This window comes from Empedobacter stercoris (assembly GCF_025244765.1).
Classification (GTDB): Bacteria; Bacteroidota; Bacteroidia; order Flavobacteriales; family Weeksellaceae; genus Empedobacter; species Empedobacter stercoris.
In genome coordinates this window covers 108497-129220 of record NZ_CP104209.1, presented here as the reverse complement: position 1 = coordinate 129220, position 20724 = coordinate 108497, and the positions used below count along the sequence as shown (strand labels likewise).

General features: G+C 32.0%; 22 protein-coding genes. 12 read left to right on the top strand and 10 right to left on the bottom strand.

Features of this window, described 5'->3' with window-relative positions; all coding sequences use genetic code 11:
- The first annotated feature begins 5 nt into the window (after positions 1–5).
- A complete protein-coding gene (locus NZD85_RS00610; protein ID WP_225541469.1) occupies positions 6–1187 on the top strand; it encodes an ABC transporter permease in 1182 nt (393 codons plus the stop codon).
- A gap of 34 nt (positions 1188–1221) precedes the next feature.
- Positions 1222–3111: an ABC-F family ATP-binding cassette domain-containing protein gene (locus tag NZD85_RS00605; RefSeq protein WP_260542726.1), complete on the top strand. Its 1890-nt coding sequence runs from the start codon at positions 1222–1224 to the stop codon at positions 3109–3111.
- A 40-nt stretch (positions 3112–3151) separates the two neighbouring features.
- Here NZD85_RS00605 and NZD85_RS00600 read toward each other — a convergent pair whose 3' ends face one another.
- Positions 3152–4639: a helix-turn-helix domain-containing protein gene (locus NZD85_RS00600; protein ID WP_260542724.1), complete on the bottom strand. Its 1488-nt coding sequence runs from the start codon at positions 4637–4639 to the stop codon at positions 3152–3154.
- A gap of 81 nt (positions 4640–4720) precedes the next feature.
- Between NZD85_RS00600 and aceB the strand changes: the two genes are divergently transcribed.
- Both aceB and aceA read left to right on the top strand, forming a co-directional pair.
- The gene (aceB, locus tag NZD85_RS00595; protein ID WP_396127073.1) at positions 4721–6340 is read left to right on the top strand and encodes a malate synthase A; all 1620 of its coding nucleotides are present in this window, start codon (positions 4721–4723) and stop codon (positions 6338–6340) included.
- Between the two features lie 67 nt (positions 6341–6407).
- Positions 6408–7685, top strand: a complete 1278-nt coding sequence (gene aceA, locus NZD85_RS00590; RefSeq protein ID WP_348650874.1) for an isocitrate lyase — start codon at positions 6408–6410, stop codon at positions 7683–7685.
- Between the two features lie 157 nt (positions 7686–7842).
- Here aceA and NZD85_RS00585 read toward each other — a convergent pair whose 3' ends face one another.
- Positions 7843–8049 (bottom strand): hypothetical protein, encoded by a 207-nt coding sequence (locus NZD85_RS00585; RefSeq protein ID WP_260542723.1) that lies wholly within the window; start codon positions 8047–8049, stop codon positions 7843–7845.
- A 47-nt stretch (positions 8050–8096) separates the two neighbouring features.
- Entirely contained in the window at positions 8097–8441 is a 345-nt protein-coding gene (gene arsC, locus NZD85_RS00580) for an arsenate reductase (glutaredoxin) (protein ID WP_260542722.1), read from the bottom strand.
- A 177-nt stretch (positions 8442–8618) separates the two neighbouring features.
- On the opposite strand from arsC, the gene NZD85_RS00575 reads away from it, so the two are divergent.
- The 5 genes from NZD85_RS00575 to NZD85_RS00555 are packed head-to-tail and all read left to right on the top strand — an operon-like array spanning position 8619 to position 13392.
- Complete coding sequence (locus tag NZD85_RS00575) at positions 8619–8888, top strand: DUF6146 family protein (protein WP_260544515.1); 270 nt, start codon at positions 8619–8621, stop codon at positions 8886–8888.
- Between the two features lie 33 nt (positions 8889–8921).
- Positions 8922–9320, top strand: a complete 399-nt coding sequence (locus NZD85_RS00570; protein ID WP_171622229.1) for a hypothetical protein — start codon at positions 8922–8924, stop codon at positions 9318–9320.
- Between the two features lie 42 nt (positions 9321–9362).
- The gene (gene prfB / locus NZD85_RS00565; RefSeq protein WP_260542719.1) at positions 9363–10463 is read left to right on the top strand and encodes a peptide chain release factor 2; all 1101 of its coding nucleotides are present in this window, start codon (positions 9363–9365) and stop codon (positions 10461–10463) included.
- A gap of 20 nt (positions 10464–10483) precedes the next feature.
- Complete coding sequence (gene trkA / locus NZD85_RS00560) at positions 10484–11851, top strand: Trk system potassium transporter TrkA (RefSeq protein ID WP_260542716.1); 1368 nt, start codon at positions 10484–10486, stop codon at positions 11849–11851.
- Entirely contained in the window at positions 11851–13392 is a 1542-nt protein-coding gene (locus NZD85_RS00555) for a TrkH family potassium uptake protein (protein WP_260542714.1), read from the top strand. Before trkA ends, NZD85_RS00555 begins: the two co-directional genes overlap by 1 nt.
- Here NZD85_RS00555 and NZD85_RS00550 read toward each other — a convergent pair.
- Together NZD85_RS00550 and NZD85_RS00545 are read right to left on the bottom strand one after the other, a co-directional pair.
- The gene (locus NZD85_RS00550) at positions 13389–14363 is read right to left on the bottom strand and encodes a glycosyltransferase family protein (RefSeq protein WP_260542712.1); all 975 of its coding nucleotides are present in this window, start codon (positions 14361–14363) and stop codon (positions 13389–13391) included. The genes NZD85_RS00555 and NZD85_RS00550 overlap by 4 nt on opposite strands.
- Positions 14364–15188: a UDP-2,3-diacylglucosamine diphosphatase gene (locus NZD85_RS00545; RefSeq protein ID WP_260542710.1), complete on the bottom strand. Its 825-nt coding sequence runs from the start codon at positions 15186–15188 to the stop codon at positions 14364–14366.
- Between the two features lie 92 nt (positions 15189–15280).
- On the opposite strand from NZD85_RS00545, the gene NZD85_RS00540 reads away from it, so the two are divergent.
- Entirely contained in the window at positions 15281–15493 is a 213-nt protein-coding gene (locus NZD85_RS00540; RefSeq protein ID WP_171622240.1) for a heavy-metal-associated domain-containing protein, read from the top strand.
- Between the two features lie 61 nt (positions 15494–15554).
- Here NZD85_RS00540 and NZD85_RS00535 read toward each other — a convergent pair whose 3' ends face one another.
- Together NZD85_RS00535 and lpdA are read right to left on the bottom strand one after the other, a co-directional pair.
- Positions 15555–16370, bottom strand: coding sequence for a T9SS type A sorting domain-containing protein (locus NZD85_RS00535; protein WP_260542709.1), 816 nt, complete (start codon positions 16368–16370; stop codon positions 15555–15557).
- Between the two features lie 135 nt (positions 16371–16505).
- Positions 16506–17897, bottom strand: coding sequence for a dihydrolipoyl dehydrogenase (lpdA, locus tag NZD85_RS00530; protein WP_260544514.1), 1392 nt, complete (start codon positions 17895–17897; stop codon positions 16506–16508).
- A gap of 87 nt (positions 17898–17984) precedes the next feature.
- On the opposite strand from lpdA, the gene NZD85_RS00525 reads away from it, so the two are divergent.
- Positions 17985–18335 (top strand): hypothetical protein, encoded by a 351-nt coding sequence (locus tag NZD85_RS00525; protein ID WP_260542708.1) that lies wholly within the window; start codon positions 17985–17987, stop codon positions 18333–18335.
- A 29-nt stretch (positions 18336–18364) separates the two neighbouring features.
- Here NZD85_RS00525 and NZD85_RS00520 read toward each other — a convergent pair whose 3' ends face one another.
- Positions 18365–18571, bottom strand: coding sequence for a hypothetical protein (locus tag NZD85_RS00520; RefSeq protein WP_188319909.1), 207 nt, complete (start codon positions 18569–18571; stop codon positions 18365–18367).
- Positions 18572–18664: 93 nt separating this feature from the next.
- Here NZD85_RS00520 and NZD85_RS00515 point away from each other — a divergent pair, with 93 nt between their 5' ends.
- Complete coding sequence (locus NZD85_RS00515; protein WP_188319908.1) at positions 18665–19270, top strand: alpha-ketoglutarate-dependent dioxygenase AlkB family protein; 606 nt, start codon at positions 18665–18667, stop codon at positions 19268–19270.
- 9 nt (positions 19271–19279) lie between these two features.
- Here NZD85_RS00515 and NZD85_RS00510 read toward each other — a convergent pair whose 3' ends face one another.
- Both NZD85_RS00510 and NZD85_RS00505 read right to left on the bottom strand, forming a co-directional pair.
- A complete protein-coding gene (locus NZD85_RS00510; RefSeq protein WP_260542707.1) occupies positions 19280–19807 on the bottom strand; it encodes a hypothetical protein in 528 nt (175 codons plus the stop codon).
- A gap of 107 nt (positions 19808–19914) precedes the next feature.
- The gene (locus NZD85_RS00505; RefSeq protein WP_225541460.1) at positions 19915–20679 is read right to left on the bottom strand and encodes a M15 family metallopeptidase; all 765 of its coding nucleotides are present in this window, start codon (positions 20677–20679) and stop codon (positions 19915–19917) included.
- Positions 20680–20724 lie beyond the last annotated feature (45 nt).

Here is a 20724-nt window from a genome sequence, read left to right as displayed (position 1 = left end):
TTCTAATGAAAACAATTTTTCATTTAATTATACGAGAGTTCAAACTTTTCTTCAAGAATCCTGTTTTACCCATTTTATTCTTGGGTGCGCCTATCATGTATGGTGTTTTGATTGGAAATGTCTATAAAAAAGGAAATGTAACCGATTTGCCAATTATTGTCGTTGATGAAGATCGCACAACAACAAGTCAAAAAATTATTCAAATGTTAGATGAAAATGAATCGGTTCACGTAGCCGAAATTTTAGCATCTACATTCGACTCTAAAAATAAAGCATTAGCAATCGGAGCAGAAATAGTCGTTGTGATTCCTCGCAATTTTCAATCCGATGTACAACAAAAGAAATTGCCCGAAATTACATATTTCGTAAATGGATCAAATACTTTAACATCCAACACAGCTGCTATTGCTGTAACAACAGTATTATCTACTATGAAAGCTGGAATTTCAATTGAAACAGCTCGAAAACAAGGCGTACCAGAATATATAGCGACTCAAAGTTACGAACCATTCAAATCAACTATGATTCGACAAAATATACGCAGTGGAAACTACTTATATTTTATGCTTCCTGGTGTATTACTAACTGTATTGCAACAAGTTTTATTATTAGGATTAGCGCTTTCTTTTGCATCAGAATTTGAAAATAAAACATTCAACACCTTAATTTCAAAATCATCCAATCCATTTACACTATTATTTACCAAAACATTTCCATATCTAATCATGTCGATTTTCATTTTCATACTATACTATTGCTTTGGAATGTTTTATGACATGAAATTAGAAACAGAATTTTGGCCTTTCTTCTCTTCTACTCTTGCCTTTATTTTAGCTGTTTGTTTTATGGGATTTTTAGTCAGCATCTTACTTCCAAGCCAACTAAAAGCTACAGAAGTCTTGATGGTCGTGGCTACTCCAAGTTTCATTTTAAGTGGATTTACTTGGCCATTGAGTCACATGCCAAAATGGATACAAACAATTGCAGATGCCATTCCATTAACGCATTATCTCAAAATATTTCGTATTCTTTTTATCGAAAAAGGAGATCCAAGGTTAATTCAACCACATTTAAATAATCTAATTATTATAGGAAGTATTTGCTTTGTCTTATCTTTGGCTCTCTTAATCGTTAAAATAAGAAAAGCTAAACAGTCGATCAAGCAAATCGAAACAGAAAAGATTTAGTTTCTTTTTTAACTCACAAAACAGATAATAAACCATGAATTTTCTTACAGTTGAAAATCTAACCAAATCATACGGAATCCGAACACTATTTAAAGATGTTAATTTTCATGTCAACGAAGGAGACCAAATCGCATTCGTAGCCAAAAATGGAAGTGGAAAATCTACTTTACTTAAAATTTTAGCTGGATTAGAAACAGCCGATTCTGGTGAAGTTCGCCCAAACAAAGGGGTCAAAATTTTAATGTTAGACCAAAGTGATGATTTCGACGAAAATTTAAAAGGTGAAGAATATATTTTTAATCATTCGAATGAAGTATTAGATGTTGTTCGTCAATATGAAAACATGATTGAGAATGACCCAACAAATCCAGAATTAGTTGATTTAATGGGAAAAATGGATGTCTTAGATGCGTGGAAAGTCGAACCGACAATCAAAGAAATTTTATCAAAATTGAAGATTGATTTCTTGGGTCAAAAAATTGGAAAGCTTTCTGGTGGTCAACGTAAACGTATTTCTTTAGCAAAGTTTTTGATTGATTTGAGTTTCGAAACAGGATATGTTCTTCTAATTTTAGATGAGCCTACCAACCACTTGGATATCGAAATGGTAGAATGGTTAGAATATTTCTTAAACAAAGAAAACAAAACCTTGATTCTTGTTACACACGACCGTTATTTCTTAGATGCTATATGTACCAAAATTTTAGAAATGGAGGACAAAACATTGTATGTACATTCAGGAAATTACGAAACTTATATTACAAACAAAGCATTGCGTATCGAAAATCAGAACGCAACAATTGATAAAGCAAAAAATCTTTACCGCAAAGAAATTGAATGGATGCGTCGTCAGCCACAAGCGCGAACAACAAAATCTAAATCTCGTATTGATGCTTTTTATGATACAGAAAAAGTTGCCAAACATAAAATTGTCGATCAAAAAGTAAAATTAGAGATGGTCATGACGCGCTTAGGTCAAAAAATCATCGAGATGGAACATGTTTCGAAAGCATTTGGTCAAAAGAAAATTTTAGATGATTTCTCGTATATTTTTGCACGTGGTGGAAAAATCGGCTTAGTCGGTAAAAATGGTGTAGGTAAAACTACTTTCTTGAAAATGCTTGAAGGAATTGAACCTGCTGATAGTGGCGTTATTGAACGTGGTGACACATTAAATATTGGACATTTTAAACAAGACGGAATCGACTTTAAACAAGATGAGCGTGTTATAGAATTTGTAAAAGATATTGCAGATTTCTTTCCTCTTGCAAATGGAAAGGAAATGCGTGCTGAACAATTCTTAGAAATGTTTTTATTTACGCCAGAACAACAACATACTCATATTTCTAAATTAAGTGGAGGAGAGAAAAAACGCCTTCAATTACTGGCTATTCTGTACAAAAATCCAAACTTCTTGATTTTGGATGAGCCTACAAATGATTTGGATTTACCGACATTAACTGTTTTAGAAAGTTTCTTAGAAGATTACCAAGGTTGTTTATTAGTCGTTTCCCATGACCGTTATTTTATGGATAAAGTGGTTGATGAATTAATGATTTTTGAAGGAGAAGGAAAGGTTTCTCGTTATATGGGAACATACACTGAATACCATATCGAGAATAAAAATAAACCTGAAATTGACGATAATAAAAGTGAAAAAGTAATCGCAACTCAAGATAAAATTGAATCTAAAGAAAAGATCAAAGAAACAAAACCTCGAAAGTTATCGTTCAAAGAACAACGAGAATTAGAAGAAATTAATAAATCTTTACCAATTCTTGAGGTTAAAAAGGAAGAATTAACAAATTTACTTTCAGATCCTAATTTAAGCTACGATAAAATTGCTACAATTGGAGATGAACTACAAAAAATTGTGGACGAAATTGAAGAAAAAGAATTTCGTTGGTTAGAATTAAGCGAATAAAAAAAAGGAACTTTAAGTTCCTTTTTTTATTTTTCATATTTTATTTACTTTGTTTTTTTATAAAATCATTAATGGTAACATTTAAACGTTTGTTACGAATATCTTTTTCAAAACGAATTGGTCCAGCAGCTCTTTCAGCACAATCTTTCATTCCACAGTTCTCACACGTTACCGCCACTTCTTTTACTGGAATAGAAGGATCGTTCATAAATTTAATTTTACGTTGAGCCGATTTATATAAAACACCTATCGTTACACTTCGTAAATAACTTGGATTAAATGGATCTTTTGTCGCTGAAGAAATTACATAATATTTTTGATTATTATTGAATGGATACAACGAAATCTGAGCAGAAATTGTATGCTGATCTTCTGGATTATTTTCTAATTCTTTCAACACATTCAACGAAACCCAACGTCGACAATAATGTTCATCTGTTTCATTTGCTTGAGGCGATTGTTGTTGATTAAGATGTAATTCTTTGGTTAATTTAAACGAATTAGAACCCGCTTTAGTTGATAATCGCAAAAAGAATAAATCGCGAATATTAAAATGCTTCGGTAATAAATTAGTCATTCGTTGATATACAGTTTCTGGTGATTCGGTATATTTCCCTAAAATTTCTTGAAATTTAGACAAATCATGGTGCTCCACAGCAAATAGATCTTTCATATCCGCCAACAGTTTATCTTCAGGTAACAATAACGCTCCCGCAAAATAAGAAGCATAAAAATTATTCAACAATTGATCAAAATTGTCAAAACTAGCCCAAGAAAAAGTATACAAACGCTCCTTTAAATCTAAATAATTATACCCTAATTCTTTTGCTAAAATAAATCGTTTCTGATCGTTATCCGAAATCGAATTGATATACAATAATTTTTTATCCTTGATATAAATCGAACGGAGTTTAGCTAAATCTTTTCCTTCAAAATGGTCAAAATCTTCATAAACAATTGTATAATTAAACTCTTCTTTTAGAATTTCTTCCATGGTATCATTCGATACAAAACCATCATAATCAACTAAATATTCTTGTAAAAAACTTTTTGCAGCTTTTTCTATATCTGGAAAATAATTGTCGTTTGCTTCCTGAAAAGAACGCAAAGAAGCTAAGAAAAAACTTTCTCGTGTCAAATTATAATTATTCCCTATTTCGATCAAGGTTGATATAAATGCATTCACCTTCATAGGTGCATTCGAAATGATCTCAATTAAGTCTCTTTCTTCTATACCAAACAACTCTAATGGTATTTCTTGTAACAAATTAGATTGTAAAATTTCAGCAACTGGCGCTAAATTTTTATCTAATTTTAATGAAACTATCTCATCGTAAGGTATTTCCAAAGCCTCTGCAAGCAATACTATTTTATCAGTTTTCGGATATTTTTTACCTTTTTCGATCTCATTTAAATAAGATTTTGAAAGCCCTGTTAACTTAGATAACTTAAACAATGACAAATCTTTAGCAGTTCTAACTTGCTTTAATTTTAATCCAAAAATTAATTTAATGTATTCTTCTTGCATAATTTTTTCAAAAATATTTGGTAAATGTAAACGAATTTTTATAATTTAGCGAACGTTCGCTGGAAGTAAAATTCCGCTCGAATGACCAAAACCAAAATTACAACAAAAACACAAAAAATGGATACTATTACAAGTGAATTAAAATTATCGCACAAAGTGCTGGATAGTTATCCAGACATTTTGACAAATGAAGCTGTTACATTTTTGACAGCTTTACACAAAAAATTTAACGATAGACGATTAGAACTATTGGCTGAAAGAAGCGAAAGACAAATCTTTTTTGATTTAGGAAATTTCCCATCTTTTCTTTCAGAAACAAAGGATATCAGAAATAGCGATTGGACAGCCGCTCCTATTCCTGAAGATTTACAAGATCGTCGCGTTGAAATAACTGGTCCGGTTGACCGTAAAATGGTAATTAACGCCTTAAATTCTGATGCTAAAACCTTTATGGCTGATTTTGAAGATAGTAATTCTCCTACATGGGATAATAACCTTCAAGGACAACAAAATTTAAAAGATGCAATAAATGGTACAATTTCTTTCGAATCGAAAGGAAAAATGTATCAGTTAAATAATAAAACGGCAGTTTTAATGGTTCGTCCAAGAGGACTGCACCTTAATGAGAAACATGTTGTAATCAACAAGCAAAAAATATCAGGCTCACTATTTGACTTTGGTTTATATTTTTTCCATAATGCACACACGTTACTTTCCAAGCAAAGTGGGCCTTATTTCTATCTTCCTAAATTAGAACATCATGCTGAAGCCGCATGGTGGAATGATGTTTTTGTATTTGCACAAGATTATTTAGGATTAAAACAAGGAACAGTTAAAGCAACTGTATTAATTGAAACGATTACAGCAGCATTTCAGTTAGATGAAATTATTTATGCGTTAAAAGATCATATCGCAGGACTAAATTGTGGTCGTTGGGATTATATTTTTTCTTATATCAAAAAATTCAAAAAACATCCAAACTTTATTGTTCCAGATCGATCGCAAGTTACCATGACTTCTCCTTTTATGGCTGCTTACTCGCAGGCTGTAATTCAACGTTGTCATAAACGAAATATACATGCAATTGGAGGGATGGCTGCTCAAATTCCGATTAAAAATAATGAGGAAGCAAATCAAGCAGCATTCGATAAAGTAAAAAATGATAAACTGCGAGAGGTTAAAAATGGTCATGATGGAACATGGGTTGCACATCCTGCATTAGTAGAAATTGCACGAAATGTTTTTGATGAATATATGCCTCAAGCAAACCAGATTGATAACAAACGTGAAGACGTTTTAACTACTGCCGAAGCATTGTTAGAACTTCCTAAAGGAACAGTTACTGAACAAGGTATTAGAGAAAATATCAATGTTGGCATTTTATACCTTGAGAGTTGGTTAGCTGGTCGTGGAGCGGCTGCATTATACAACCTAATGGAAGATGCTGCGACTGCAGAAATATCACGTACACAGGTTTGGCAATGGTTACGTCAACACATCACGTTAGAAGACGGATGCGAATTTAATTGTGATAAATATAAAAAATTAAGAGCCGAAGAGGTTCAAAAAATAAAAGAATTAGTTGGAGAAGAAAACTACAAAAACGGAAAATATGAATTAGCAATTCAGATTTTTGACGAATTAGTTTTATCTCACAAGTTTACAGAATTTTTAACATTAGAAGCCTATAAGTATATCTAAAAGCACACTATAACCCAAGAAACACACAACACACATACACACACAAACAAAACACAAAAACACAATTATGAGCAATCAAGAAAGAATTCAGAAAATTCAGCAAGATTGGGCTACCAATCCACGTTGGAAAGACGTTACTCGTCCTTATACGGCAGAAGATGTTATTCGCCTGAGAGGTTCTTTGGACATCGATTACACTTTAGCAACTATGGGAGCTAAAAAGCTATGGGAAGGTTTAAACACTAAACCGTTTATGGCTGGACTTGGCGCTTTGAACGGTAATCAGGCAATACAGGAAGTTCAAGCTGGCTTAGATGCAATTTATCTATCAGGATGGCAAGTAGCAGCAGATGCAAATCTTTCTGCTGAAATGTATCCAGATCAATCGCTTTATCCAGCTAATTCTGTACCGATGGTTGTAAAACGTATCAACAATGCTTTACGTCGTCGCGATGAAATTCAGTCCGTAACCGAACAAGGAAACATTGATTATATGGTTCCAATTGTTGCAGATGCAGAAGCTGGTTTTGGTGGAAATTTAAATGCTTACGAATTAATGAAGCAAATGATTGAAGCTGGAGCAGCAGGCGTACATTTTGAAGATCAATTGTCTTCTGCAAAGAAATGTGGGCATTTGGGCGGAAAAGTTTTAGTTCCTACCCAAGAAGCAATTAACAAATTAGTTGCTGCACGTTTAGCAGCTGATGTTTGCGGAACGCCAACTTTATTAGTTGCAAGAACAGATGCGGAAGCAGCTAATTTAATTACATCTGACATTGACGAAAGAGATCAACGTTTTATACTTACAGGAAGTCGAACTTCTGAAGGATTTTATAAAGTAAAAAATGGTTTAGAACAAGGAATTGATCGCGGATTAAGTTATGCAGCATACGCTGATTTGATTTGGATGGAAACATCAAATCCAGATTTGGGAATGGCAAGAGAATTTGCTCAAGCAATTCGAGAAAAATATCCTAATCAATTATTAGCTTACAACTGTTCGCCATCATTCAATTGGGCTAAACATTTGACAGAAGCTCAAATGGAGACGTTCCGTGAAGATTTAGCTGAAATGGGATATAAATTCCAATTCATCACATTAGCAGGATTCCATGCCATGAACACATCAATGTTCGAACTTTCAAGAGCTTATAAAGCAAAAGGAATGGCTGGATACTCGCAATTACAAGAACGAGAATTTGCGTTACAAGAAGAAGGTTTTGCAGCCGTAAAACATCAATCTTTTGTTGGAACTCAATATTTCGATTACGTACAAAATACCGTGCAACAAGGTATTTCGTCTACTACGGCTATGGCCGAAAGTACGGAAACCGCACAATTCTAATACATACTTTTCAATTAAAAAGGACGTACCGCAACTACGTCCTTTTTTCATTTTATTCACTTTTTTATAAGTTAACACATAATCAACTTTAATAATCCGATTAAATAAATTAATAGCTATGAATACATTTTTTTAATTATTCAGCCAAGGAATTAAATTATTGATTAGCGTTCAACTTTTTCTCATATCTCTTGCGAATATATTCGGCAGCTAATGTAACAGCAATTCCACCAACTATTCCATATACCGACCGTTTACCAAAAAATTTTGCTACAGTAACACCAGTTGTAGCCGCTGTTGCTAATAATCCTATTTTGGTATTTTTCTCACTTCGGTTTTTTATAAATTTATCTAAAACATTCATCGTTAATTGTTTAATTTTATAAATACTAAACAATTATCAAACCAAATTTACTTTATAAAATCCTCTACTAATTCTTTTGGTCGTCCAACTACTCCACTTTTTTCATCAATTACAATCGGTCTTTGAATTAACTTTGGAAATTCTATCATTGCGTTCAAAACCTCATCTTCAGACAATTCTTTGCCTTTAAAATTAAGTTTCCATTCCTCTTCATTTGTTCTTACAATGTCTATTGGTTTCAAACCTAACTTCGTCAAAATATCTTTTAATTCTTCTTTTGTTAGAGCTTCTTTTAAGTACTCTCTCACTTCAAAATCTTTTCCAGATCCTTCCAAAACTTTCATCGCTTCTCTACTTTTTCCACAGCGTGAATTATGTAAAATCGTATACATTCTCGTTATTTTTTAGTAAATTTAATCAAATTAAAAATTATGAAAAAGCTATTTTTATTAATATGTCTTCCTCTCCTATTTTTTGCCTGCACTACCAATCAAACATCCCAAAATTCTGTTGCAAACAATGATTAAAATTCTCTAAAATTTGAACTTAATGAAGATGGAGATTATGATATTGTAGTTTTTGATCCTCAATACGACATTTACCTTAAAACAGTTGCTTTGCCTAAAGAATATTATTCAAAATCATATTACGAACAAAAAAATCGTCAATATGTAATGATTTGGAATCAACGTCACATGCAACCTTTTGTTTATAACCCTGATTTGTACGCGGTTAGTATAGATTTAGATCCTACAATTGATTATGGATTAGAGTTTGAATATAAGTTATTTAACTTTTTCCGATTTATTGAAAGTAAATATCGTGTCAGAATTAGATAATATCGTTTATTTTTGTAGCCTAATTTTAGAAAGATGAACGATTTTTCAACCACTATATACAATCAAATTATAGAAACCATGCCTGATTTGGCAGGACTTCATAAAAAAGATACTGAGTTATTAGAGTTTCATATCGAAAATGAATATAAATCATCCTTTGGAGATTTATATATTCAGACTTCAGAAGATGATAAAATTTGGATTAGATCTACTTTTCCTTTTACAACATACGAAGTGGACTCTGTTGAAGAACTTTTGTATATTATTGAAGGATTATTATTTAACGTATTATTTTGGGTAATCAGTTACGAAGATAACGATTGGGACGATACATTCTTAATTCTAAAAGATCAAGAAATTAAAACAGAACAAGGCTTTACTTATAAAATCCTTTCGTGGAATGGAAAAGATGATAAAGTGATTAATGCTTAAACTCGTACCTATAAAATCTCCTATTTTTATACATTTGCAATTATGTTTAACAACGAATTACTAAAAGACATCCAAAAACGTACGCAGGATTTGCACGAATATTTGGAAATCGAGCAAAAAGAAATCGAAGTTCAGAACGAAGAAGAACATGCCGCTTCACCTGAATTTTGGAATAATCCCAAAGAAGCGGAAGCTTTTATGAAAATTTTGCGTGGAAAAAAGAAATGGATTGAAGAATACCAAACCATTGCAAATGCGGTAAACGATGTAGAAGTTTTAGTAGAATTTAACCGCGAAGGTGAAGTGACAGATGAAGAAGTGACGGAACAATATAATGTTGTCACAAAACTTTTAGAAGATATCGAATTCAAGAATATGCTTTCAGAAGAAGGAGATAATCTTGGAGCTATCTTACAAATCACTGCTGGAGCTGGTGGTACTGAATCATGCGATTGGGCATCAATGTTAATGCGTATGTATTTGATGTGGGCCGAAAAACATGGGTACAAAGTAAAAGAATTAAACTTCCAAGCAGGTGATGTTGCAGGTGTAAAAACAGTGACATTAGAAGTTGATGGTGAGTTTGCATTTGGTTATCTAAAAGGAGAAAATGGTGTACATCGATTGGTACGTATTTCACCTTTTGATAGTAATGCTAAACGCCACACAAGTTTCGTTTCGGTTTATGTTTCACCGATTGTAGATGATTCTATTGAAATTGAAATCAGTCCAGCTGATATCGAGTTACAAACATCTCGTTCTGGTGGAGCTGGAGGTCAAAATGTAAATAAAGTAGAAACTAAAGTTCAATTAACCCACAAACCTACAGGAATTGTAGTTGTTTGCCAAGTTGAGCGTTCACAATTAGCAAACCGTGAACGTGCGATGGAAATGTTAAAATCTGAATTATACAAAATAGAATTAGACAAAAAAATGGCTGCTCGCAACGAAATTGAGGCAAATAAAATGAAAATCGAATGGGGTTCTCAGATTCGCAACTATGTGATGCATCCATATAAATTAGTAAAAGACGTCAGAACAGGAACAGAAACAGGTAACGTGGATGCTGTAATGAATGGAGAAATTGACGAATTCTTAAAATCGTTCCTTATGTTAATGGGACAAAAAGAAACGTCTAAATAATTATATCCTAAATTTCTTTCATGAAAATATTAATCGGAGGTGCTGGAGAAGTTGGTTTTCACTTAGCAAAATTACTTTCCAACGAAATGAATGACATCGTCATCATGGACATGGACAAAGACAAATTGTTGATGATAGAAAACAGTTTGGATGTAATGGCTTATCGAGGCGATATCACTTCTTTCAAAGCTTTACGAGAAGTTGGAATTGATGAAATAGATATTTTTATATCAGTTACTCATCTCCAAAATACAAATCTTACAAGTGCTTCAATCGCAAAAGATTTAGGTGCAAAACGCACTTTAGCTCGAATTTCGAATCCCGAATTTTTGTACAAAGAAAATCAATTTTGGGTGCAAAGTATGGGAATTGATGCGCTTATTAGCCCCGAAAAATTGGCTGCTGACGAGATTTATTCCCTTGTTCAGCAATCTGCTTTTAATGCCATGCATCCATTTGCAAATGGTCAATTATTTATGGTTGGAACCGTTTTGGATGCGGATTGTAAAATTTTGGACAAAAAATACAAAGACATGTATTTGACAACAAAAGGTGGTGAAGACAATCTTTTGATGCCAATTGCTATTATTCGAAGCAACGAACGTGGCGAATACAAAACCATTATTCCAGAAGCTGAAACTGAATTTTACATTGATGATCACGTCTATTTTATAGTCAAAAAAGCAGGTATTTTAGAAACTTATAAAATTCTTGGCAAAAAACAAGAATATTACAAAAATGTAATTGTACTGGGAGGTGGAAGTATTGGAGTTAAAGTTTCTAAACTTTTAAAAGATAATAAACACAATGTTAAATTATTGGAAATCAACCGAAACAAAGCATTTGATTTAGCCGATGATTTAAATAATATATTAATTATAAATGGTGATGGTCGAGACGGAGAATTGTTATTAGAAGAAGGAATTTCAGATTCTGATGCATTTATTGCCGTTACTGGAAGTTCTGAAACCAATATTATGTCGTGTTTATTAGCAAAATCTAAAGGTGTTAAAAAAACAATTGCTTTAGTCGAAAATATCGACTATATTCATCTTAGTCAAGAAGTTGGAATCAATGCTTTTATCAATAAAAAACTTTTAACAGCTGATAGCATTTTCCGTTATATTCGACAAGGATCTGTGATGGATGTAACAGGTATTTCGGATTTAGATGCGGAAGTGTTAGAGTTTAGAATTCATGAAAATTCTGAAATTGCAAATAAATCCGTTTCTGATTTCCCTTTTAAAGAAGGTGCTATTATTGCAGGAATTGTTCGTGGAAATGAAGGGTCTATTCCAACTAAAGATTTCATTATCGAACCTAAAGATCATGTGGTTGTTTTTAGCCAAGCGAATTTTATTCCAAAAGTGACCAAATATTTTAAATAATGAAATCGCTTAACATCAAAGTAATCCTGAATCTTTCGGGTGTTTTATTATTATTAAATGCACTTTTCATGTTTATTTCAACATGTGTAAGTGTTTATTTTAATGACAATTTAATCTACCCTTTTTTACTATCGGGAAGTTTAGTGGGATTAGGAGGTACTGCAATGATGTATTTTACACGAGACAGAAGAAAACACATCAATAAACGCGAAGGCTATATTGTGGTTTGCGTGGGATGGCTTTTCTTGATTCTTTCTGGCTGTTTACCTTATGTCACCTCTTTGATATTATTGCCAAACGATCATATTATCAACGAAAATTTTAGTTTTGTCAACATCATTTACGAAACCGTTTCAGGTTACACTGCTACCGGAACTTCGATTTACGATGATGTAGAAAGTTTGCCTAAAAGCATTTTATTTTGGCGAAGTACAACCAATTGGATTGGCGGAATGGGAATCATCGTTTTGACAATTGCAATTTTACCATTTCTTGGAATTGGCGGTCGACAGCTCTTTATGGCAGAAGCACCCGGAATTTATACCGATAAAATCCATCCACGAATTACTGAAACTGCTAAAAACCTATGGTTAGTATACTTAGGTTTAACTGCTTTTTTTGCTTTGTTGCTTTATTTTGGAGGAATGAATTTATTTGACGCTGCAAACCATTCGATGAGTGTGATTGCAACAGCGGGTTTTTCGACCAAAAATGAGGGATTAATGTATTGGAATGACAATGTTTTTATACAATATGTTCTAATTGTCATGATGTTTTTGGGCGGAACTAATTTTGCATTAATCTATTTATTAATCAAAGGACAATTTAAAAAAGTATGGAGTAACGAAGAGTTTCGCTGGTGGGTTGGCTTACTTGCAGTCGTAACATTTATAGTTTTCGTTGTATTATTTTTTAATATTTATCCCAATTATTCCATCGAAACCTATTCTTGGTCCAACTTAGAACACTCATTTAGAAGTTCCTTATTCCACGTCGTTTCTATCGCTTCCACAACTGCTTTAGCTATGGAAGATTATACCAGTTGGTTAACCGTAACCACGTTAATCTTTTTCTCTTTATTCTTTATTGGCGGTTCAGCAGGTTCTACTTCAGGTGGAATCACGGTTATTCGACACGTTATTTTATTAAAAAATAGTTGGATAGAATTCAAACGTATTTTACATCCAAACGCAATTATTCCTGTTCGTTACAACAATCGATCACTGAATCAATCCATCGTTTTCCACGTCATGGCATTCTTCGTTATGTTTATGTTTACATGGATTGTCAGCTCTATTTTATTTGCGCTTTTGAATTATGGTATAACTATGAGTTTCCAAGATATCTTAGCTTCTTTAACATTAACGGCATCCACTTTAGGAAATGTTGGTCCTGGAATCGGCGAATTTGGTCCGGGTACCTCAATGAATTCTTTAACAGATAATGCTAAATTATTATGTTGTTTTCTAATGGTTTTAGGACGATTAGAGCTTTATACCATCTTAATTTTATTCACACCTGCATTTTGGAAAAATAATTAAACAATAGCTTCTAACATAACATTTTGAATAATCTTTTCGGTTTGATCAGGAAAATATATATCAATAATTTTTGTAGAGTCTGCCCAACGTTGGAGCATTTCGATATTCAAATCATATGAACAATCAACTCCTAGCCTTTTTAATGCTTCGCAATTACACAATTGCTCATATTGACCTTTTATTGGTATCACAAATAACTTCTTTTTTAAGTAAATACTTTCGGCTGGTAATTCGAAACCTGCTCCACATAAAACACCTTTACAATTTTCGAGCGCTTTTGTAAAAAGTCGTTCATCAATAGGATAAATTTCAACATTAAATTGCTTAGAAATTTGCTTCGTAAAAGGTGAGAACACTTTCCATTTAGAATCTTTAATAAACGATAATTTTTCAATGATTTCAGAAGGATGAAAACTTGGTAAATAAACTAAATAATAGTCTTCTTCTTTTGGATTGAGCATTCGAATTTTATCTCGAATAATAGGCAAGAAAATAGAATCATTGTATGCTTCGAAATGAAAACCATACTGTTTAGTGGTTGGTGCATAATATTTCAAAATTGTTTCACCTGTTTTATTCTTCACTTTGGGCGTTTCATCAAACAATAATGAAGCTTGGTGGCTTAAACTTATACTATTTTTCTTTTTCTTACGAGCCGAATGAGCTGTAATCGGCTCAAAATCATTTATAATCAAATCATATTGCTCTATTGGAAAATGATTCACTTCTTTCCAAAATGATTTAAAGCTATTTTCTTTCAATATTTTTTTATATGAAACTTTTCCGACTTGATTATAAAACAACGATAGCCCCTTATGATGTTTAAATTGATAATTTTCGAGTTGTAATTGAGAATTAGAACCACTCACAAAAACGTCTAAATCTCCATATTCTTCGAGAATGGGTAATATTTTTTGCGCACGAGCAAAATGACCATTTCCAGTCCCTTGCAAAGCATATAAAATTCTCATTTACTTCTTATTAAGAATAGAAACAATCAACTCATCTAATGAATAATTAAATTCGATTTCTTCTAAATTTTGCATCAAAATATCGTGATGTTCTTCAAAATAAAATACAGACCAGTTTCCATCTACACACTCTAAAGCCGATAAATTCTCGATCCAATCACCCGAGTTCATATAAACACAACTCCCTTTTTCTAGTTTAACATGGCGCATTTGTGGTTGATGAATATGTCCACAAATCACATAATCATATTCATTTTCTATCGCAAGTTCAGCAGCTGTTTGTTCAAAATCATTGATATGTTTAACTGCTTTTTTAACTGAATTTTTTATTTTTTGTGACAAAGAATAACGTTCACGACCAAAAAACTCTAAACATTTATTGATAAAATAATTGAATTGTATTAATTTATCATATCCCCAACCTCCTAATTTCGCAATCCATTTCGAATGTTGAATCGAAGCATCAAACACATCTCCATGAAAAATCCACGCTACTTTATCACCTTGTTTCAATATAAATTTATCAGTTAACAGAATATTCCCAAAATGCATAGTCGAAAATTTACGTAACAATTCATCGTGATTTCCTGTAATGTAAACAATTGGAATTCCTCTCTCTGAGAGGTTTATCAGGTAACTGATAATTTGAAGGTGAGATTCAGGAAAATAACTTTTCTTAAAATTCCAAATGTCTACGATATCACCATTTAGAATTATTTTTTTTGGATTGATGGATTGAAGATAGGCTAATAACTCTTGAGCCTTGCAACCAAAAGTTCCCAAATGCACATCAGAAATTACAACAACATCGAGATTACGTTTCATAGATTTTTATTTAAATATCCAAATCAAATATTACTTGAACGTTTTTTTAATCTTATGAAATCTTTATAAATTTGAATTTAAATTGTAAAATTATGAACGAAATGAAATTCAAAACAAATATAAATTGTGATAGTTGTATCAAATCTGTGAAACCTTTTTTAGATGAAGCTGTTGGAGAAAATAACTGGAAGGTCGATACGACTGACGAAAGAAAGGTATTAACTGTAAATACGACTGAGGACGAAGAAGAAATTGTGGAAGCTGTAACCGATGCAGGTTTTAAAATTCAGAAAATAGAGGAATAAAATAAAAAGGGATTCAGTGAAGTACTGAATCCCTTTTTTATTAATTAAAGAATATGAATTCTTATTTTTTAACTACTTTTTGAGTAGCTGTTTTCCCATTAGAAGTTGTTTTAACAATGTAAATTCCTTTTGCTAAAGAAGATACATCAACTGTTTGAACTCCTTTCACTTCAAAAGATTTTACTAATTGTCCGTTTATGTTGTAAACTTCTACAACCGATTTTTCTTTTACATTAAAAGAAGCTGTATTTGTCCATAAAGTATTAGAAACTGCTTTCGTTGAAGTTAAATCATAAACATTCATATTAACATCCCATAATTGGATATTGTCTATATCAAGAGCATAATCAACTTCTTTACCTATTTTTAAAGCAAATAAATCTTTTGTTAAATCAGAAACATTTAAATCTATTTTATCTGATAAATCTAACGTTACTTTAACCCAATTTCCATTAGTGTCAATTACCCCACCATATTGATTATTTGTAGAAGAAACAACTTTTAAATCCGAAGTTAAATCTCCTACATTATACGCATAATAACCCGATCCACTTTTATAAACATTCAATGACAATGATTTTCCAGCTGTCCCTTTCACCCAAAACGTAATTTCTTTAGGTTGTGCAGAAACAGTATTTCCTAATCTTGAAGTAAAAACATAATCATTTCCACTAGTATTTGTAGTGATATTTAAAGAATTAGATCCATCTACCCCTTTACCAACTCCTTGAACAGCATAAGATTGTAAACCATATGAATTTACTCCACTTGTAAACTCAGTCCAATCTTCAAAATCAGCTCCTGGTATAGCGTTAACTTGAGCGTAAGATAAGGTAGATAATGCAGCAACTGCTACCAAAGAATAGAATTTTTTCATATTTATTAATTTTAAATTATTTATGTAAAGATAGTTAAAAAAATAAATTTAAAAACTATACATAATTGAATTAACAATTTCATAAAATAAAAAAGCGACCCAATGGCCGCTTTTTTATAATTTTATATTTATTTCTTAAATATGAATTGCATGTCCATAAGCATCTTCAACAGCTTCCATTATAGCTTCTGCCATTGTTGGATGAGCATGAACTGATTTCATAATCTCGTGTGCTGTTGTTTCTAATTTACGTGCAACAACTGCTTCTGCAATCATTTCCGTAACACCATCACCAATCATATGACAACCTAACCATTCTCCATATTTCGCATCAAAAACAACTTTTACAAAACCATCAGCAGCACCATTTGCTACAGCTTTTCCATTAGCTGAGAATGGAAATTTACCAACTTTAACTTCGTAACCTGCCTCAATTGCTTTTGCTTCTGTCAAACCAACAGATGCAATTTCTGGTGAACAATATGTACAACCTGGGATATTTCCGTAATCAATAGGTTCTACTTTTTCACCTGCAATATGCTCCACACATAAAATTCCTTGTGCTGATGCTAAGTGTGCTAAATCTGCTCCTTTTACAACATCACCAATTGCGTAGTATCCTTTCACAGAAGTTTCACAAAAATCGTTAATTACAATTTTACCTCTTTCTGTAGCGATCCCTACTTCTTCTAAACCAATATTTTCTGTATTTGGAACAACACCAGCTGCAGATAAAACAACTTCTGCTTCAAGAACTTCTTCTCCTTTTGATGTTTTAACAGTCGCTTTTACTAAATCGCCAGATGTATCCACACCTGTAACTTCTGCATTGGTTAAAATTTTAATTCCAGATTTTTTCAAAGACAATTGCAATTGTTTTGAAATATCTTCGTCTTCAACAGGAACAATTCTTGGCAAATATTCTACAATTGTTACCTCTGTTCCTAATGTATTGTAGAAATGAGCAAACTCAACGCCAATAGCACCAGAACCTACTACAATCATAGATTTTGGTTGTTTCTCCATTGCTAAAGCACCGCGGTAACCAATAACTTTTTTACCATCTTGTGGCAAAGCAGGTAATTCACGAGAACGTGCTCCAGTTGCAATAATTATATTTTCTGAAGATAATTCACTAACAGATCCATCTGCAGCAGTAACTTTTACTTTTTTACCAGGTAAAACTTTTGCTTCACCTTGAATCACTTCAATTTTGTTCTTTTTCATTAAGAATTGAACTCCTTTACTCATACGATCTGCAACTCCTCTACTACGAGCAACTACATTTCCAAATTCGAATGATATATCTGAAGGTAAGTTAATTCCGAAATCTTCTGCATGGTTCAAGTATTTAAAAACTTGTGCAGATTTTAATAATGCTTTTGTAGGAATACATCCCCAATTAAGGCAAATTCCACCTAATTCCGCTTTTTCTACGATTGCTACTTTTTTACCTAATTGTGCTGCTCTAATTGCTGCTACGTATCCACCAGGACCACTTCCAATAACTATAATGTCGTAACTCATTTTTTCCATAATTTGAATGCTAATTTAAACATTCTGCTTCGAAAAAAAAGGAATTCCAGAAAATAGATTAAAATTTCTTACTTTTGCATGGTGAAAATATTCTTTGAAAATTACGCTGACGACTTACATGTCGAGACTGAATTACCTTTGGATGGTAGCTTGTCTCAAGCTATCGAGATTTTTCATAACCTACCAGATTATGACGGAAGTTTTATTGGTTTGATTAATCGAAATGGGAATACTGTTCAAATTTCGAAATATGATCGATTTCTATTTTTAGTAGAAATACCTGTCTATCATGAACAAGCTTCATATTCTACATTGTTTACTTATTTTCAAGTAATGCAATTATTACACGATTTGTACAAAGGATTTGATCCTTACAAAATAAAAGGACTAAAATTTGAACAGTATTTAAGTGAAAAAGCAACGAAATAATCGTTGCTTTTTTAGCTTAATCAGATTCATTAATTCGCTAAATCAGAATATTTTTTTCGAGATACATTTATACGAATTAATGCATAGATTAAAGAAATTACGGCTAAGGTATAGGTAACTTGTATTAACAAATCTGCTATATCTACTTTTAACTTTTTTAAATATCCAGCTATGAATACTAAAATAAAGCTAATTACACAAACAAAAATCGGATGTTTAACATAAAAATTTCTCATATTTAACCAAAATTTAACTTTTATAAAAATATATATTTTTATAAAAGTTCCAATTATTATCAAATAAATATTCTTAAACATTTGTTTTCGCTTGTGAACTTATTCAATGACTTATATACTGCTGAAGAGAATTTATTGCCACAAGATGGTACAGTAAATTATTTTGGTCAAATTATGACTGATGAACAAGCGGATCTTTATTACAACAAATTACTTCATGAAATTGAATGGAAAAATGACCAAGCAATTATTTACGGAAAACTGATTGAAACAAAACGTAAAATAGCATGGTATGGTGACTTTCCTTTTACTTACACCTATTCTAAAATCACTAAAATTGCATTACCTTGGATTACTACTTTACTCGAGTTAAAGAAATTGGTTGAACATAAAACTGGTGAAACTTATAATTCGTGTTTAGTCAATTTGTATCACGATGGATCTGAGGGAATGGCTTGGCACAGTGATGACGAAAAACAATTGAAACAGTATGCCGCTATTGCGTCTTTAAGTTTTGGTGCAGAAAGAAAATTTGCTTTCAAACATAAAGCAACCAAAAAAGTAATTGCTCTACAGCTTGTAAGTGGAAGTTTATTAATTATGAAAGATGAAACGCAAGATTATTGGTTACATCGCTTACCGCCTACAAAAAAAGTACATACTCCTCGAATTAATTTAACGTTTAGAACGATTGATTAATCGCAATAATTAGTTCAGTTTCCCTATTTTAGAATGATAAAACACTACACTTAGTTGATTAAATTTATTTAAAAACGAATCATTAAAATTGTTCAAACTTATAGATTCTAAATCAATTTTTGTTTTTAGCGTAGGTAGAGTGATTACTTTACTTGAAACAGAGTCTACACTATTCCATTTTGCTACAAGTTCTTTTGTCGAAACTAAGAAAAATGTTTCACCATTTTCTTTTGTCAAATCAGCACAAACAACCGTACGCTTTATTGCTGCCAATTCTATTCTTCTTGACTGACGATTATAACGGAAATAAGACACAAAAGTCGCATTCCCAATCGTATTTGTCATTTTAAACCCTTTTTTTGTTTCTTCAATTCTCGCATTTGGGTCCAATTCAACAAACGTTAAACTGCATTGTTTCTCATAATCAGAACTAGATAAAATAAATTCTATTCGTTTCGTTTCGAAATTAATGGATACTTTATCAAACTTTCCATCACCGTCAAAATCTTTCACAACAAAGCCTTTTGCAAAAATCATCAGATTCGTGCTAAAAAACAATGCTATAAAAAATAATAACCTCATCAAACTAAACCGTTTTATTTTACCTAAAGATACCACAAAAAAGGTCCAAAAAGGAGCTTTAACTATTTTATAACAGGATTTATATCAAGTATATTTTCTGTTCGATATTTTTCAATAAAATCATCTGTAAAATTCTCGCTTCCTAACAATTTATTTTCTTGTAAAATCTTCTTGATATCAAGTTTTTTATACGCTTGTAACATGGGTTCTGAAATAGATTTGTACGTAAAATGCCAAGGTTCATACTTAAAACCTTTTCGTGATGCTTCATTTGTATAGACCAAATAAAAACCATATTTAGAAGCATTTTCATCCAACCAAAGTTTAAATTTTCGCATTGATCCTCCTTCGTTAAAATGCTTTTCATTCAATGGATCAGCGGGAATTCCACGTGTTCCATCAATTATATCCAAATCAGTTCCCCAATGGTGACGAGATGTCCCAGGAATAGTTGAATACTCGATGATTTTTTCGATATTTTGTTTTGCTCCAATTTTTTTGGCTTGATTGGCTCTATATTTTCGTTCCCAAATGCCATTTTGGTACGTATAATTTCTGTAACTCGAAATCACGTGTATTTTAAAGCCAGCTTTCAAGGCATCAGCCTTCATTAATTCAAACTGCTCTGCAACTTCTGGCAACAGTTTATATCCTTTTCCAACCATCGTTGGATTCCCTTTTCCAATTAAATCAGCTGTTGTAAAAGTTGGAGTTATCGTATCATTTTCTATAGAATTTTGTTCGTTGTTTCCAAACGCACAGCCTACATTCAACAAGAATACAAGTAAAATTAAATAAGAGAATTTTAAAATATTAAATTGAGACATTATGATCGGTATTGGTTTTTGGTTTATTTTTATCAAAATTATAAA

Coding starts and splice junctions, on each gene's coding strand:
- NZD85_RS00610 (WP_225541469.1), top strand. CDS start 6: ATGAAAACAATTTTTCATTTAATTATACGAGAGTTCAAACTTTTCTTC.
- NZD85_RS00605 (WP_260542726.1), top strand. CDS start 1,222: ATGAATTTTCTTACAGTTGAAAATCTAACCAAATCATACGGAATCCGA.
- NZD85_RS00600 (WP_260542724.1), bottom strand. CDS start 4,639: ATGCAAGAAGAATACATTAAATTAATTTTTGGATTAAAATTAAAGCAA.
- aceB (WP_396127073.1), top strand. CDS start 4,721: ATGACCAAAACCAAAATTACAACAAAAACACAAAAAATGGATACTATT.
- aceA (WP_348650874.1), top strand. CDS start 6,408: ATGAGCAATCAAGAAAGAATTCAGAAAATTCAGCAAGATTGGGCTACC.
- NZD85_RS00585 (WP_260542723.1), bottom strand. CDS start 8,049: ATGAATGTTTTAGATAAATTTATAAAAAACCGAAGTGAGAAAAATACC.
- arsC (WP_260542722.1), bottom strand. CDS start 8,441: ATGTATACGATTTTACATAATTCACGCTGTGGAAAAAGTAGAGAAGCG.
- NZD85_RS00570 (WP_171622229.1), top strand. CDS start 8,922: ATGAACGATTTTTCAACCACTATATACAATCAAATTATAGAAACCATG.
- prfB (WP_260542719.1), top strand. CDS start 9,363: ATGTTTAACAACGAATTACTAAAAGACATCCAAAAACGTACGCAGGAT.
- trkA (WP_260542716.1), top strand. CDS start 10,484: ATGAAAATATTAATCGGAGGTGCTGGAGAAGTTGGTTTTCACTTAGCA.
- NZD85_RS00555 (WP_260542714.1), top strand. CDS start 11,851: ATGAAATCGCTTAACATCAAAGTAATCCTGAATCTTTCGGGTGTTTTA.
- NZD85_RS00550 (WP_260542712.1), bottom strand. CDS start 14,363: ATGAGAATTTTATATGCTTTGCAAGGGACTGGAAATGGTCATTTTGCT.
- NZD85_RS00545 (WP_260542710.1), bottom strand. CDS start 15,188: ATGAAACGTAATCTCGATGTTGTTGTAATTTCTGATGTGCATTTGGGA.
- NZD85_RS00540 (WP_171622240.1), top strand. CDS start 15,281: ATGAACGAAATGAAATTCAAAACAAATATAAATTGTGATAGTTGTATC.
- NZD85_RS00535 (WP_260542709.1), bottom strand. CDS start 16,370: ATGAAAAAATTCTATTCTTTGGTAGCAGTTGCTGCATTATCTACCTTA.
- lpdA (WP_260544514.1), bottom strand. CDS start 17,897: ATGAGTTACGACATTATAGTTATTGGAAGTGGTCCTGGTGGATACGTA.
- NZD85_RS00525 (WP_260542708.1), top strand. CDS start 17,985: ATGGTGAAAATATTCTTTGAAAATTACGCTGACGACTTACATGTCGAG.
- NZD85_RS00520 (WP_188319909.1), bottom strand. CDS start 18,571: ATGAGAAATTTTTATGTTAAACATCCGATTTTTGTTTGTGTAATTAGC.
- NZD85_RS00510 (WP_260542707.1), bottom strand. CDS start 19,807: ATGATTTTTGCAAAAGGCTTTGTTGTGAAAGATTTTGACGGTGATGGA.
- NZD85_RS00505 (WP_225541460.1), bottom strand. CDS start 20,679: ATGTCTCAATTTAATATTTTAAAATTCTCTTATTTAATTTTACTTGTA.